This window comes from Chryseobacterium nakagawai (genome assembly GCF_900637665.1).
Taxonomy (GTDB): Bacteria; Bacteroidota; Bacteroidia; order Flavobacteriales; family Weeksellaceae; genus Chryseobacterium; species Chryseobacterium nakagawai.
Map to the genome: position 1 here is coordinate 2,426,001 of NZ_LR134386.1, position 14,492 is coordinate 2,440,492.

General features: G+C 37.2%; 15 protein-coding genes. 5 read left to right on the forward strand and 10 right to left on the reverse strand.

The genetic code is table 11. From position 1 onward, the window contains the following. Window positions 1-222 precede the first annotated feature (222 nt). The 9 genes from EL260_RS11045 to EL260_RS11085 form a co-directional block, all read right to left on the reverse strand. Window positions 223-2,658, reverse strand: a complete 2,436-nt coding sequence (locus tag EL260_RS11045; protein WP_123860324.1) for a TonB-dependent receptor — start codon at window positions 2,656-2,658, stop codon at window positions 223-225. A 29-nt stretch (window positions 2,659-2,687) separates the two neighbouring features. Next, on the reverse strand, window positions 2,688-3,206 hold the full coding sequence (locus EL260_RS11050) for a GNAT family N-acetyltransferase (protein WP_123860325.1): 519 nt from the start codon (window positions 3,204-3,206) through the stop codon (window positions 2,688-2,690). Window positions 3,207-3,211: 5 nt separating this feature from the next. After that, window positions 3,212-3,982, reverse strand: a complete 771-nt coding sequence (locus tag EL260_RS11055) for an ABC transporter ATP-binding protein (protein ID WP_123860326.1) — start codon at window positions 3,980-3,982, stop codon at window positions 3,212-3,214. Beyond that, window positions 3,979-4,989 (reverse strand): FecCD family ABC transporter permease, encoded by a 1,011-nt coding sequence (locus EL260_RS11060; protein WP_123860327.1) that lies wholly within the window; start codon window positions 4,987-4,989, stop codon window positions 3,979-3,981. The genes EL260_RS11055 and EL260_RS11060 overlap by 4 nt, the downstream gene beginning before the upstream one ends. Beyond that, complete coding sequence (locus tag EL260_RS11065) at window positions 4,989-6,002, reverse strand: ABC transporter substrate-binding protein (protein WP_123860328.1); 1,014 nt, start codon at window positions 6,000-6,002, stop codon at window positions 4,989-4,991. The genes EL260_RS11060 and EL260_RS11065 overlap by 1 nt, the downstream gene beginning before the upstream one ends. Beyond that, window positions 5,992-6,468 carry an urease accessory protein UreE gene (locus EL260_RS11070; protein ID WP_123860329.1) on the reverse strand — a complete coding sequence of 159 codons (477 nt, stop codon included), beginning with the start codon at window positions 6,466-6,468 and terminating at the stop codon, window positions 5,992-5,994. The genes EL260_RS11065 and EL260_RS11070 overlap by 11 nt, the downstream gene beginning before the upstream one ends. 1 nt (window position 6,469) lies before the next feature. After that, on the reverse strand, window positions 6,470-7,183 hold the full coding sequence (hypB, locus tag EL260_RS11075) for a hydrogenase nickel incorporation protein HypB (RefSeq protein WP_123860330.1): 714 nt from the start codon (window positions 7,181-7,183) through the stop codon (window positions 6,470-6,472). A gap of 1 nt (window position 7,184) precedes the next feature. Then, the gene (locus EL260_RS11080; RefSeq protein ID WP_123860331.1) at window positions 7,185-7,538 is read right to left on the reverse strand and encodes a hydrogenase maturation nickel metallochaperone HypA/HybF; all 354 of its coding nucleotides are present in this window, start codon (window positions 7,536-7,538) and stop codon (window positions 7,185-7,187) included. Window positions 7,539-7,655: 117 nt separating this feature from the next. Continuing rightward, entirely contained in the window at window positions 7,656-8,018 is a 363-nt protein-coding gene (locus EL260_RS11085) for a hypothetical protein (RefSeq protein WP_123860332.1), read from the reverse strand. Between the two features lie 296 nt (window positions 8,019-8,314). Between EL260_RS11085 and EL260_RS11090 the strand changes: the two genes are divergently transcribed. Beyond that, window positions 8,315-8,863: a hypothetical protein gene (locus EL260_RS11090; RefSeq protein ID WP_123860333.1), complete on the forward strand. Its 549-nt coding sequence runs from the start codon at window positions 8,315-8,317 to the stop codon at window positions 8,861-8,863. A gap of 126 nt (window positions 8,864-8,989) precedes the next feature. On the opposite strand, the gene EL260_RS11095 is transcribed toward EL260_RS11090, so the two are convergent. Then, window positions 8,990-9,547 carry a GNAT family N-acetyltransferase gene (locus EL260_RS11095; protein ID WP_123860334.1) on the reverse strand — a complete coding sequence of 186 codons (558 nt, stop codon included), beginning with the start codon at window positions 9,545-9,547 and terminating at the stop codon, window positions 8,990-8,992. A 153-nt stretch (window positions 9,548-9,700) separates the two neighbouring features. Between EL260_RS11095 and EL260_RS11100 the strand changes: the two genes are divergently transcribed. The 4 genes from EL260_RS11100 (at window position 9,701) to EL260_RS11115 (ending at window position 14,489) form a co-directional block, all read left to right on the forward strand. Next, the gene (locus EL260_RS11100) at window positions 9,701-11,362 is read left to right on the forward strand and encodes a GIY-YIG nuclease family protein (RefSeq protein ID WP_123860335.1); all 1,662 of its coding nucleotides are present in this window, start codon (window positions 9,701-9,703) and stop codon (window positions 11,360-11,362) included. A 239-nt stretch (window positions 11,363-11,601) separates the two neighbouring features. Then, the gene (locus tag EL260_RS11105; RefSeq protein ID WP_123860336.1) at window positions 11,602-12,396 is read left to right on the forward strand and encodes a class I SAM-dependent methyltransferase; all 795 of its coding nucleotides are present in this window, start codon (window positions 11,602-11,604) and stop codon (window positions 12,394-12,396) included. A gap of 203 nt (window positions 12,397-12,599) precedes the next feature. Continuing rightward, window positions 12,600-13,190, forward strand: a complete 591-nt coding sequence (locus tag EL260_RS11110; protein WP_228445409.1) for a Crp/Fnr family transcriptional regulator — start codon at window positions 12,600-12,602, stop codon at window positions 13,188-13,190. Window positions 13,191-13,553: 363 nt separating this feature from the next. Then, window positions 13,554-14,489 carry a ketopantoate reductase family protein gene (locus EL260_RS11115; protein ID WP_123860337.1) on the forward strand — a complete coding sequence of 312 codons (936 nt, stop codon included), beginning with the start codon at window positions 13,554-13,556 and terminating at the stop codon, window positions 14,487-14,489. The last annotated feature ends 3 nt before the right edge of the window (window positions 14,490-14,492 follow it).

Genomic DNA, 14,492 nt, shown 5'->3' on the forward strand with positions numbered 1-14,492 from the left:
ACTACATAGATACATAGGTTTTAAGAATTTTAAATTAATTTATTCGTGCATTCGTGGCTATTAAAAGTAACCTCACTCAATCATCTGCGTAATCAGCAAAATCTGCGTGAGAATATCTTTCCGATTCAATGTATAAAACGTGAAATCCTTGCGATATACCGCACAATAAAAAGCCCGGACTGTAAAAAAACACCCCAGGCTTTAACAAGATTAAAAATAAGTTTAGAAAGAGTACCCCACAGAAACTGTTACATTTCTTGGAGCTCCCGGAAAGGCTCGTGTATAATCGAACCCACCAAGGAAGTAGTATTTATCGAAAATATTGTTGACATTCACTGCCATTTTCATTTTTCCGATATGATAATAGACAGCTGCATTTATAGTGGTGTAAGACGGCCATTCTCCCCAACGGGCAGTTCCATTGCTGTCTTTTCCGATGCTGTTATCCATACGTCTGGTATCTACATAATACACTCCGGCTCCGAAACCAAGTCCTTTTAAGGTAGTGGTTGAGAAAACATACTTCAACCACATGCTGGCCATGTTTTTAGGAGCTCCTGGTAAAGCTTGTCCTACTTCAGAGGCAATGGATGAAGATTTTACTTCTGTATCATTATAAGTATAATTCGCCATGATCTGAAACTCCTTTGTCAGCTGTCCACGGATATCCAATTCCACTCCTTTAGATACGGCTTCTCCTGATTGTCTGTAGACAGGAAATCCTGTTGTACTGATTTCACCTGTTGCAATCAGCATATTTTTGCGCTCAATCTGGAAAAGAGATAAGTCCATTTGTAATTGGTTTTTAAAAAATCCGGTTTTAACACCTGTTTCTACCTGGAAGCTATGTTCAGCGGTGAATGGTTTATCAGCACCATAATCCTGATAGTTCTGGATAAAGTTGGCTCCAACAGGGGCAAATCCCTGTGAATAACTTGCAAAATAATTGATCTGATCATTGATCTGGTATGTTAATCCAATACGAGGCAACCAAGCATTTTGAGTAGCACTAAAACGGTCTTTACCACTTACAGTTTCAGAATAATAATGCTCATGACGCAGTCCGACAATAAGTTTTAATCTGTCTGCAAATGAAATCTGATCCTGTACATAGATTCCGGTTGTTTTATAAGGACTTAAAAAAGGATAATTTCCTTGAGATAACCATACGTAATTACTCAGATCATGAGTGGTATAGGTCGGATTATTAAGATCAAATGTCAGAGGAACGATCTTGCCGTCTATTCTCTGCTGTCTTGCTTCGCGTTGCTGGTTGTTGCTGTCTCCTTCATATTGGGCATAATCTACTCCTGCTACGATATGATTTTCGATTTTATGACCGGTAAGATCCCATTTCAGATACACTACAGAGTTATCCGTATAATCTTTTCCATGACGGTCAAAGAAACGCATATTCATGATCGTGTTGTTGGGTGCATCTGCATAGCTGTTCAGAGTACGGTGTTCATTCACATCTTCCTGATAGATGGACTTCATATAGCTTGCATTCAATGATAGGTTGTGCGTAAGACGCTGGCTTAGTCTTGCACTGAATGACAACGTTTTGGTATTATAAAAATCTGATGGCTGACTTAAAGTAAAGGAACGGTCCAGGGCATAAAAGTCATTGTTTCTCAAACCCATTCCGCGGTCAAGATATCCATGAAACTGGTCATATACCAGATCAATATCTACCTGCGTTCCGTCAAATGGTTTAAAAGTAAAGGAAGGGGCAATCATAAAGTTTTTCTGCTGATTGACATTTCGAAAGGTTTTGCTGTCTTCATACCCTGCATTCAAACGGTACAGGATTTTCTTTTCTTTATCCAATGGCCCTGTCAAATCAATGCTGGTACGGATAGTCTGAAAACTCCCAACGGAGAAATTGATAGAACCTTTTTGTTTATCCAACGGCTTTTTGGTCACCATATTAATCGTTCCTCCGGGAGTCACATCTCCAAATAATGAGGCGCCAGGGCCTTTTAAAACAGAAACACTTTCCAGATTGATAGTTAAGGGAGAACGATAGTAACTGTTTCCGTAACTATATCCTGATCGGAGTCCATTCACAAGTCGGATTCCGGTTTCGTAGCCGCTTTTAAAACCACGAATGATAAGATCATCATAAGAAGAGGCTGTGGTTACCCCGGCCAAATCCTGAGCCACATCGCGGGTAGTATAGGCTTGTTTGTCTTCCATAAACTCACTGCTTACGATAGAAACGGATTGTGGAAGATCTTTTAAATTCCCCGAAAATTTTCCACCCAATTCCAAATTATTGGTAAGGTAAGAATTGTTTCTTCTGGCAGTAATTAAAACCTCCTGAAGGGCCGTTTGATTTTCTACCAGGCGAATGGTAATTCCGTTTTTATCATCATAAGAAAGGGAATCTAATGTGATATTGGATCCGGAATACCCTTGGGCATCAATCATTAATTGAGCAGGATACTGAACCGGAGTTTCAAACTGAAATTTACCGTCTTTACTCGTTGTGGTCATGGTTCCCTGGTTGATGGAAACCGTGGCATTAGAAATTATTTTCCCTTCCTGATTCAGGATTTTTCCAAAAATAGGATGGGTTTCCTGTGCCGATAGGGCAAAAGGAAGTAAGAGCATTATACCATTGATGTATAATACTTTTTTAGTGATGTGCTTCATTGTATCTTTCTACGCTGTTGTAGTATTTATTATTCTGCGGTAATCATTAATTCCATGTGAAGAGTTGGGTAGGTACCTTCATAACATGATTTTAAAAGTTTAAAATCCTGTTTTAGCCAATAATCATACGCTCCCTGCAGAAAAGGATGGGTATGCAGGTATAATCGTTTTATATTTTTCTGTTGTGCAGTTTTAATCAGTTCCTGAAACAGTTGGGTAGCAATTCCTGCTCTTCGGTACTCCGGGTTGACGAATAATCTAGCCACTTCTACGGTTGTCTTTTCATCAATGTCCAGATGAGGAAAACGATAATCATAGGGCATCATACCAATAACACCTATCAGTTTCCCGGTTGCGGTTCGGGCTTGTAAAAAAGCTCCGGTAGGAGAGAGTAAATAATTCTGTTCAAAATTGACAAGATCTTTAGGGACGATCAAGGGATCTAATAAAGGGTACAATTGACGTCTGAATTCCATGACATAAGGAAGAACTTCAAATACCTGGTAATCCTGTACCAACGAAATCGTTATTTCTTCATGATTTTTCATATATTTTATTTTAGTTGTGGGGCAAACATGGGAGTTCCCTGGTTATTCAGGGCAAGTAAAGGAACCTGATATGTCTCTTCAAGAAGCCGTTTCAATTCATCTGTTTCCATTGACTGAACAATTACGAGTTCATGATGGCGCATGACAAAAAAATCATCACCAAACTGAAAAGCAAGATTAGGATCATGCATTACACATAAAACGGTAGTTCCTTCACGGACTAACTGACGAATAACTTCTAATACAGCTACCTGGTAATGAAGATCCAGATGGTTGGTAGGTTCGTCAAGCATCAAAATATCCGGCTTCTGAACCAATACCCGGCACAAAAGAACCAATTGGCGCTCGCCGCCGGAAAGAGAAGTATAAGGTTTATCTTTTAAGTGGGTTAAATTAAATTTTTGAAGAATGGCTTCTACTTCCTGATGGTCCGATTGTTTGGGTGAAAACCTGGAAAAAGAAGCTCTACCTGTTAAGACCACATCAAACACTTTAAATGGAAATGTAGTCTGATGAAATTGGGTTAAAAACCCTATGCGAACTGGAGTAGATGTCCCTATTTTTATTTTTCGGCGTTCCTTATCGGCAATCCATACGCTTCCTTTGTAGTTTTTTTCAAGTCCGGCAATGATCTTAAATAAGGTGGATTTACCACTTCCGTTTCTTCCTAAAATAACCGAAAGTTTTCCTTTTGCAAACTTTGCATTGACACTTTTCAGTACCTGATCTTTTTCATAATCAAAAGAAAGCTGTTCTATACTAATCATAGTGTTCATGAGTTCCAGTTTATTACATTTTTACGCATTAAATAGATGAAAATAGGGGCTCCGATAATCATGGTAAATACTCCGATCGGAATTTCAAAAGGCATTACAGTACGTGAGAAATCATCGATCAATAATAAAAATGCACCACCAATACTAATATTAGCCCAAACGGTAATGCTGTTGTTCGGACCAAAAATCATTCTGCTGATATGAGGAACGATTAATCCGAACAGGCTGATAACTCCAACAGCGGCAACAGATGATGCTGTAATCATCGTGGCTACTGCCATCAGAATCAGTTTCAGAACTGTCGGATTGACTCCAACAGCCATGGCTTCATGATCTCCCAAGGCTAAAAGGTTGAGTTTCCATCGAAGTACAACAATAACGGTTAAACCAATAAGAATTGGGAATACAGCAGTATGGACTTTCTGCCATGAAGCAGTATGTAGATTCCCCATGGTCCATTGTACAATAGCCTGTAATTTATAAGGATCACTCAGATATTGTAAAACGGTAAGAAATGCTGTAAATACTCCCGATACGATCATTCCGGCAAGAACCATACTGACAATGGATGTTTTGGCTCCGGCATACGAAACCAGATAAGTGATAACCACTGCCATAACTCCGAAGATAAAAGCAGAAATATTAACCGCCATTATGGGAAATAACATGGCTAATGCTGCTCCAAATGCGGAGCCAGATGAAATTCCCAATGTAAATGGGTCAACGATAGGATTTCTGAAAACAGCCTGCAAAACTCCTCCGGCAGAAGCCAGGGAAGCACCTACGAGAAAAGTAAGGATGATGCGTGGTAGACGAACTTGCCATAAAATCGTATGCAGACTTCCCTGCAGAACCGCTTCATCTTTGGAAATCCCAAACTCCAGGGCGATATGATGAAATAGTTCTCCCATACCAATATTCTGGCTGGAACCTATCATCAGTGAAACAAACACCAAAAGTATAGGAAGCAGGATGAGTAAGGAAGATGTTTTAATGCTTTTTACCATCAGATCAATCCTTTTTTGCCATAGATTATCTCGAAAGCTTTTTTTACATCCTGATCCAGCTGTTCCTGTGTATATTCAGGCATACACCAATGGCGAAGCTGTTTGGCAAACAACATAAACTTCACCGTATGCGGGTCGTACGGAAACGATGGAGACATTACAAATACCTGCTTGTTTTTAACGGCAGGAAGAGCTTCCAATTCCTTAAGGCTGTAAACATCCGATAACTTTGAATTCCATAGAATGATAAGATCAGGATTCCACTTATACATGGTTTCAGCACTGATGTTGGGGGCTTCTACCGGAACAGGACAGGCATTCTGAGCTCCGGAAAGGGTAATGGCCATATCAATCAGGCTTCCTTTTCCTGAAGTAGACATGATACGTCCTTTTGACCACGCATAGTAGATCTTTTTAGGAGAAGTGGCTTGAGATGCTCTCATTTTTTTTACTTCATCAGCAACATATCCTGTAATTTCCTCAGCTCGTTTCTGTTTTCCAAGCAGTTTCCCAACATTATTTAGTTCATCAAGAATCTTTTCATCATTTAAAGAAGAAAAAGTAAATACCGGAATTCCCAGATTTTCAATTTGATTGATATTGTCCTCATCAGTATTAAAGGTCAACACCAAATCAGGCTTCAATCCTACAATACTTTCTGCATTACTGGACTGTCCCCCAAAAGTAGGAGTTGCAATACTTTTGTTTTTAATACGGTCATCAAGTTTGGAAAGGAAGCTGTAAGTATCTTCCATTTCGTAGATCTGTTGAGGTATTCCTACAATTTTTTCGCCTGCCTGAAGCATATAGACATCATCCACCAATGCATTGTATAAAACAACAACGCGCATCGCTTCATGAGGAAGCGTGATCTTTTTACCTCTGCTGTCTGTTGCAGATACTTCTGTATTTGCTGAGGTTTCTGTATTATTTGAATTTTTGGAATTATTACAGCTTTGCAATACGAGTATGAGTGTTGAAAATACTGTAATAAATAGACTTTTAATTTTCATAGATTCTATTTTTTGCCAGGTAACGTAAGGATTGATGAGATAAAAGCTGAGCATCCATCAGTTCAATACGTTTACCATATCTTAAAGAAAGCTGCTCATACAGACGACCGTCATAAGGAACAGCGAACTTTTTATGGGAGATTAGAAATACCGGCAGATGCTGATTTCCGATAAAATAACAGAAGTCTGCTGCTTCACCATTATTTTCAGTGGAAAAACATATGGTAAGGCAGGTTTTGATGAGAATGGTTGCCATCAGCTGCCCGTCGTTATATAATCTGTCTCCCTGCTGCCATTCTTTTCTATTTTTTAATTTTAGTTCTAAAACCACCCCGGATTTGGTGATCCGGGTTAGTTTTTGCTTTTTGTTTTCAAACCATTCGAGTTCCAGAACGTCAGAGCATTGATGGTTCAGATCAATTCCTGTTTTTATTTCATCAATTACGATTGGTTGTACTGTATTCATATTAAGCTTCTTTAGCGCTTTCTTTTTTCAGTTTTACTTTTTCCTTCAGCCAGTTGCACCATTCTTCAATTCCGTCACCGTTGAGTGTACTGATCGTTATGACTTCAAGATTAGGGTTTACTTCATGGGCATCTTTTGTTACCGCTTCTACAGAGAATGGAACATAAGGAAGCAAGTCTGCTTTAGAAACAAGCATCAGTTCACTGGTTAAGAACATACGGGGATACTTTTTAGGTTTATCATCGCCTTCAGTAGAAGCCAGAAGAGTGACACGATAATCTTCTCCAAGGTCAAATGCTGATGGGCAAAGAAGATTTCCTACGTTTTCGATGAATAATAAATCAACACCCTCTAAATCGAGGTGATCCAGTGCCTGCAAAATCATCTGAGCCTCAATATGACACATGCCACCCGTTACAATCTGTAAGGCATTGATTCCTGCCTCACGCATTCTGATCGCATCACGCTCTGTTTCCGGGTCACCTACAAGAATTGAAATATTAAGATCCTGCGCCAGTCTTTTTCCGGTTTCCTGCATTAATGTTGTTTTCCCGGATCCCGGAGAGGAACATACATTGATAACGCAGACATCTTTCAGACGGTCTCTGATAGCTTTGGCTACAAAATCATTAGCCTTTAATAAATGAAGAGTGGTATTATCACATTGAACCGATCCTACGCGGTTTCCTAGACTTTTTGGATTAGCTGTTGACATATTAATGATTTTTTTGTTTAAAAATTACTTTTGAAATAAAGAGTTCGTTTCCCTGAACAATATGAGCAGAGGGAGTTCCGCAGTCGTCGCACACAAATTTGTGGTACCTGACCGGAAAATCTTTGTGGCACCGGTCACAGTGAGCTATAATATCGTTGACGAGCACTTCAAGTTCCATTTCCTGGTAGTACGGATGGTCGGTAATGAATGCATCAAACGCATTCTGAATCAGGACAGGCTGCACATTGGATAATAGTCCTGCCGTTACCTGAACCTGTTGGATATCTTCTACTTTAGCATGATAATGCTCTTGCAAAGTGTCAAAGATATCCTTCACTATACTCAATTCATGCATAGCTTATATTTTTATAGGTGAAACTGATTACCTGAATTTTTCGGATAACCTTAATAAGAATTATAGATGTGAAACCCAATATTGGCGGGTGTTTAAATGTAGATTAAAGCATGAAGCTTATATTCTGATCTTTAGATTATGAAATAAAAGATATTTGGGAAGGTGATAATGATGTGCCCATTCTGTTTCAGAACTCATTATCGTAGTAGAGTTTAAGCCAGATCCCCATGAAAACATTTCTTTTTCAAAAAGGATAAAAGGCAGATCAAAAAAAGTTTTGTCAACATCAAAATCATTTTCAACAATCGATGCGATGAATAAAAGATCATGCTGCTGAACGGAATTAGATACTTTAAAACTTATTTGATTCTCTGAAGAATGAACAGAAATATTACTTTTTTTGTGGTGAGCGAATCCCAGTAGTAATGTAAAAAACAGGACAAGCATAAAAGTAATTGATATGTAAAGAGACTTCTTCATTGAGTATAGCAAATTTACATCATTTTAGCGCCTGCATTCTTACCAAAAACCTTTTAAAAATGTTCAAAATCAGGACGGAATAGACTTCTTTATAGAATACTTCTTTTATGCTTTTTTTACGTATTTTAATTATTATGTTTTTGTAAATCAATATATTAGTTGAATATTGCTTGGCTTTTAAGGTTTAATGAGAATGTTGAAAAAAATGACTTTTTGATTTTGAATATGAAAAAGTAGTAATTTTGAGTAAAGCACCTGTATGATAGGCTAATTTTAATTTTAAAAATGATCACAAAATGAATATATCCAACTATCAGTTTATCCTGTTTTTTATATTAATTTCCATCGCTGTACCTGCTCAGAAAAAGAAAAATAAAGAGGCTCCACCACCGCCTAAAAAAGTGGAGTATATGCATCCTGAACCTAAAGCAAAAGAAACGGCTTTCAATGCTGAAATGGAGGCTAACACAGCATTCAGATGGAAGAATGAGCCCGAAATATTAACCACTTTTACTCCTAATGACCTTGTAGAAAAGATCTATGATTTCAGTGGAATGTATGCTGTACGCATTATGTCTCATTATCCATTGGAGACCGTAAGCTATAAGAAGCCGAATAAAGGAGATGATCGTGTTGTTCTTCTAGGATATACTGTAAGATATGAAGATTACGATACCATTGAACTAAAAGGAAGTAAAATGACAATTTCTGATAAAAAAGATCCTAAAAAGGAAAAAATAATCCTTGATGTGATAAAAAAAGGAAATAAAATTATTAAGATCAAGGAAGTAAAGACAGGAAGAGTATTTAGTAAATCGGAATATTCTCCCTCTCCATCAATATAAAGTTTCACCATATTTTCTATGTGCTTCTATTTTTTTTTAACCGTATAAGCACATAGATTTTGACCTGAATGACAGTGATGTATAATTGTATATAGCCACTTTCACAAATATTTGGTTTTTATTAATTTATATTTTCGAAAAATAGTCTTCTTCAAGAATAGCATATTCGTAATTATCACTCCATCCGCTTTTTAAGGGGAGTAGTTTTCTGCGATGTGCCTCTCTTATCATACCACACTTTTCCATGACTTTATAGGAGGCAATATTGTCAACAGCACACCCGGCTTCAATCCTATGCAGTTTTAAATCTTCAAAACCAAATTGAATGATTCTTTCTAACGCTTCCGTCCCATATCCTTTTCCCCAGACTTCAGGGCTAAGCTTATACCATGTTTCTGCATTTTTGTAATGAAGCTTAATAAGATCAATACCGATAATGCCTGCAAAAGTTTGGTCAATGGCCGTTTCTATTAAAAAAGTAAACTTTTTCCGGTCTTCACCATATTTTGCTTCTGATTGCCATGTGTTTATCAATTTTTGGGTTTCTTTTTCGTCATCAGCGTAAGAAGTAGGATTAAATGCTGTACTTTCTGGTTTTAAAAGCATTTCATGTACATTGAAAACATCACTTTCTTTGAATGGACGCAGGATTAATTGTTTTGATTTTAATATAAGGTCGCTCATTGAATAATGCATTTTTTATCGAATATAAAAATAGTCAGAATTCAGGGGATCAGAAAATGTTCTGAAAAATAAATAAAACTAGATAGATTACGGTTTCCCATACATCAAGGATCATGATTTTGCCTATTATTGTACCCTAATCTCTAATTAACCATGGAAATCGTATTAATTATTATTTTGCTTCTGTTAGTGTTTTATGCATTTGGAAAATCTGGAACATTAAAAAAAGAATCTCTTAAAAAAGATACTAAGATTGCAAACCTGAACCGTGAAAATAGTCAATTAAAGACTGATGTATTAAAATTACAGACAGATAAAGGTGTTTTAAGCAAAAAAAATGCAGAGTTATTACAACACAATGATGCTTTAAGAAAATATCAGGATATCATTGATGTTAAATTAGAGTGTGAATATCTATTGCAAAAAGCACAGAGAGATGGTTTGAAGATAAAGGCAAGGGCAGAACTGGAACTTTCTGATGCACAGGGACAGGCACGAGAAATGCGTAGAAATGTAAAGGAACTGACTGAAAAAAGATCTAGAGAAATTGAATTACTGTATGAAAATGCTGTATATGAGGCTAAGCGTATTGTTGATAATGCAGAAATAAGGGCCGAATCAATTGGTGGTGACGCGTACCGAAGCTTAAGAGAAGCCGATCAGATTGCAGAGCGGGTTAAAGCCATGAAAAATGTCATCAAAGGCTATGGAAATGAATATTTAATACCAACCTATACTTTACTGGATGAGCTGGCTGAAGATTTTGGACATAAAGAAGCTGGAGAAAATTTGAAGAAACTGCGTCAGAATAATAAGCTTATGATTGTAAGCAGACAAGCTGGAATTTGTGATTATATGGATGAATCAAGAAGGAACACAGCTATTGATTTTGTTATTGATGCTTATAACGGAAAAGCAGACTCTATTTTATCTTCCGTAAAAAAAGACAATTTTGGAACATTGAAACAAAAGATGGATGATGCTTTCCAATTGGTTAATTTTAACGGGCAGGCCTTTAGAAATGCAAGAATCTCAGAGGTATATCACAGCGCTAGAGTTGAAGAATTAAAATGGGCAGTTGTTGCTCAGGAACTGAAGTGGCAGGAGCAGGAAGAGCAAAGACAAATTCGGGAACAGATCCGTGAAGAGGAGAGAGCCCGTAAGGAATATGAAAAAGCTATTAAAGAAGCTGAAAAAGAAGAATTGACTTTAAAAAGATTGATTGAAAAAGCAGAATCTCAGGTCGCAAGAGCAAATGAAGAGCAAAAGCTGCAATTTCAACAGAAATTGGAAGAGCTACAGCAGAAGCTTACTCAGGCAGAAGAAAAAAATCAAAGAGCTATATCCATGGCTCAACAGACCAGAACAGGAAATGTGTATATTATTTCCAATATTGGGTCATTTGGAGAAGATGTTTATAAAATTGGTATGACAAGACGTCTGGAACCTTTAGACCGTGTCCGGGAATTAGGAGATGCCAGTGTTCCATTTGAATTTGATGTTCACGCGATGATCTATTGTGATGATGCACCGGCATTGGAAAAACAATTGCACCGGAAGTTCTTGAAAAGGCAGCTTAATAAAATCAATCCAAGAAAAGAGTTTTTTAAATTAAATATCCATGAGGTAAGAAGTTATCTGGAATCTATGGGAATTAGCTGTAAATGGACCCTATCTGCGGAAGCCAAACAATATCGTGAAACTTTGAAGCTTGAAGAAGAAATGAAAACGAATAAACAACTTGAGGCTGAATGGGAACAATATCAGGAAATTGAAGATCCTGTTACGTATGATGAAGTAATGAGTGAGGAATAAGATTCTTTTTTTCAATACACCAGAGAAGATTGTGAATGTCATCTATAAAGTCTTTAAACCGTATGTTTAAAGACTTTTTCTGTTATAAAACAATCTAATACAGCCAAAATACAATCATTTATCAGTCTTTTTCGCGAAAATAGACAGCCTTTTCAGCGTTGTTGGGTATTAAAGTCTCTATATTTGGATACTGTAATGCATTGTAAGTGTTTTATAATGCTAATGAAAAAGATAATAATATGCAAGAAGAAAAAATTGACTTTTTACACCACAATGAGTCAGCCTGGGACAAACAGGCATTGGAACAGAATAAATGGTCTCAGGCAGTAAGTTCAGAATTAATTAATGAGGCAAAGGAAGGGAAATGGGAAGTACATCTTACCCCAAAACCTTTAAATAAAGCCTGGTTGGGAGATATAAAAGGAAAGAAAATTTTGTGTCTGGCATCTGCAGGTGGGCAGCAGGCTCCGGTGCTAGCTGCTGTGGGAGCAGAGGTTGTTGTGTTTGATATTTCGGAAGAGCAGCTGAGACAGGATGACAAGGTAGCAGAACGCGACGGATTATCCCTGAAAACGGTCCAGGGAGATATGAGAGACCTCAGTGCTTTTGAAAATGAATCTTTTGATATCGTTTTCCATCCCATCTCCAATCATTATGTGGAAGACGTAAATCCTGTCTGGAAAGAAGCTTACAGAGTCTTAAAAAAGGGTGGTTCTTTATTGTCCAGTTTTTTCAATCCGATTGTTTTTGTAGCGGACCGTAATCCACAGGATATGGCAGAAGGAATCATCAGGCCTAAATATACTTTGCCTTATGCAGATATCAGAGACCTGAATCAGAAGCAGATTGCCAGGAAAATGGAGAATCAGGAAGCACTGGTTTTTGGACATTCTCTTTCTGATCTGATTGGTGGCCAATTAAAGGCCGGTTTTGTGATTGCCGATTTTACAGAAGAAATGCAGCCCCATCCAAGATTTTTAATTGATAAATACCTGCCCACCTTTATAGCAACAAAAGCGGTAAAACTAAACTAGATGTAATCATAAAAACTGTAACTTTTTAAATTAAAGTTTCTCATCATTACTGATATTACAGTTGAGGACGTAATCATTCCCTTCCACTGGAAGGGTGTCAAATCGTAGAATTGATGGAGGGTTTCTTATCTGTTCTTCAATTTATATTTTCACTGAAAATTCACAGAATTATCCCTATTTTAGACAGCTAAAAATAGATAGCCTTGTACTTTGCAATGGATAAATCAACGATCAATAATTATTTTCATTCCCTGTTCAGTATTAAAGATGAAGTGGTTGAGAAAATTACAGAAACCTTCAAACCGTTTGAGCTGAAAGCTAATGATATTGTGTTGGATCAGAATACCATCAGCACTAAAACCTATTTTCTGGAAAAAGGTTACGTTCGTTCTTATCTGCTGAATGAAGATAATGAAGAAATTACCACAAATATTTATGCTGCCCCTTGTTTTGTGAATGATTTTTTATCCTTTTTCAGGCAGCAGCCCACCAAAGAGATCTATCAGGCTGTTACAGACTGTATGTTCTGGGAAACCGGTTTGGAGAATGTACAGTATAATTTCCATAATATTCCTGAATTCCGGGAATTCAGCAGGCTGCTTTTTGTCTTGAACTATCACAACATTCACGACAGACTGATTGAGATGGCGAGCCAGAAGGCTTCTACCCGGTATTCTAATCTGATGAAGAAAGATCCCAATATTTTTCAACATGTTCCGCTTAAAGTAATTGCTTCCTATCTTGGAATTAAGGACAGCTCATTAAGCAGAATCAGAAGAGATATTCATAAATAAAGAGGGAAGCTGGAGGCTGGAAGGTATTGCAGACGAATAATTTCTGATATTTTTTTACTTAATTAAGCACTTATGAAATCTACAGCATGTAATTTTATCGGAGATAAAATTCTTGCACCTTAAAGAATTCTCCGCATCCAAAACCTCTTGCGCCTTCGCGATTTCCAACAAACCTACCCCTATAACAAGAGAAAATCTGTAAACATAGAATGAATTTTGTTTTGGAATCTCCATAGCTTCCTACCTCCGGCTCCCAGCTTCCATCCCGTCAAAACCCCATTATTTCCTCAAAATCCACCATTTCTTTTCATTTGTCAAGTGATAGATTAAAATTTGTCATTCATCTTTGCTAAAAATAATTTCATGAACAAAAAACATATTGTAGTTGTAGGATTAGGAGGCGTAGGGGGATACTTTGGTTTTAAAATCAATCAGATTAATGAAACTTCCGGGAAATATACTGTTTCTTTTGTGGCTAGAGGAGAAACTTATGATAAAGTAAAAGAAAATGGATTAGTATTACTTTCACCGGAACATCCCAATGACCGGACTCGCCCTAATGCGATTGAGGAGAATATCAGCGATATTAAAAATCCCGATCTGGTTTTGATCTGTGTAAAAGAATATGATCTTGAAAATGTCTGTAAACAACTTAAAGAGGTTATTACCAAAGAGACAATAGTACTTCCCATGATGAATGGAGCAGACATTTATGACAGAATCCGAAAAATAATTCCATGCCACATTATTCTGCCAACCTGTATTTATGTAGCGTCTCATATTAAAGAAAGAGGGACAGTGGAACATAAAGGAAAAGCTGGGAAAATGATTGTAGGAAGAGATCCTGAACATTTTTCAAGTGATGTTGCATGGGTAACAGAGCTGCTTGAAGAAAGCAAGATTGACTTTGACTTTAAAGATAATTCCTTAACCGATATCTGGACGAAGTTTATTTTCATTGCCAGCTTTGGACTGGTAACAGCCAAACATAATTCATCCATAGGAATAGTATGCACTGATGAACGGCAGAAAGCTGAAGCAACGGAAATTATGAAGGAAATAAAACAGATTGCAGATAAAAAACAAATTCATCTTTCGGAAGATATTATAGAAAGAACTTTTGAAAAAGCATCTACATTTCCTTTTGAAACTCCAACATCCTTACAGTTAGATATTCATTCCGGAAAGAAAGATAACGAACTGGAATTGTTTGCCGGAGCGGTTTTAAAATATGGAGCAGATGTTCATCTTGATACACCTTTTACTCAAAAGATATATCATGAAATTAAAGGAAAGTAAGTT

What these genes read in the sequence shown, in the direction of transcription:
- EL260_RS11050 (WP_123860325.1), bottom strand. Translation starts at nt 3,206, where the DNA reads ATGAAAAATCATGAAGAAATAACGATTTCGTTGGTACAGGATTACCAG.
- EL260_RS11070 (WP_123860329.1), bottom strand. Translation starts at nt 6,468, where the DNA reads ATGAATACAGTACAACCAATCGTAATTGATGAAATAAAAACAGGAATT.
- EL260_RS11060 (WP_123860327.1), bottom strand. Translation starts at nt 4,989, where the DNA reads ATGGTAAAAAGCATTAAAACATCTTCCTTACTCATCCTGCTTCCTATA.
- EL260_RS11055 (WP_123860326.1), bottom strand. Translation starts at nt 3,982, where the DNA reads ATGAACACTATGATTAGTATAGAACAGCTTTCTTTTGATTATGAAAAA.
- EL260_RS11100 (WP_123860335.1), top strand. Translation starts at nt 9,701, where the DNA reads ATGGAAATCGTATTAATTATTATTTTGCTTCTGTTAGTGTTTTATGCA.
- EL260_RS11045 (WP_123860324.1), bottom strand. Translation starts at nt 2,658, where the DNA reads ATGAAGCACATCACTAAAAAAGTATTATACATCAATGGTATAATGCTC.
- EL260_RS11090 (WP_123860333.1), top strand. Translation starts at nt 8,315, where the DNA reads ATGAATATATCCAACTATCAGTTTATCCTGTTTTTTATATTAATTTCC.
- EL260_RS11105 (WP_123860336.1), top strand. Translation starts at nt 11,602, where the DNA reads ATGCAAGAAGAAAAAATTGACTTTTTACACCACAATGAGTCAGCCTGG.
- EL260_RS11080 (WP_123860331.1), bottom strand. Translation starts at nt 7,538, where the DNA reads ATGCATGAATTGAGTATAGTGAAGGATATCTTTGACACTTTGCAAGAG.
- hypB (WP_123860330.1), bottom strand. Translation starts at nt 7,183, where the DNA reads ATGTCAACAGCTAATCCAAAAAGTCTAGGAAACCGCGTAGGATCGGTT.
- EL260_RS11115 (WP_123860337.1), top strand. Translation starts at nt 13,554, where the DNA reads ATGAACAAAAAACATATTGTAGTTGTAGGATTAGGAGGCGTAGGGGGA.
- EL260_RS11065 (WP_123860328.1), bottom strand. Translation starts at nt 6,002, where the DNA reads ATGAAAATTAAAAGTCTATTTATTACAGTATTTTCAACACTCATACTC.
- EL260_RS11085 (WP_123860332.1), bottom strand. Translation starts at nt 8,018, where the DNA reads ATGAAGAAGTCTCTTTACATATCAATTACTTTTATGCTTGTCCTGTTT.
- EL260_RS11095 (WP_123860334.1), bottom strand. Translation starts at nt 9,547, where the DNA reads ATGAGCGACCTTATATTAAAATCAAAACAATTAATCCTGCGTCCATTC.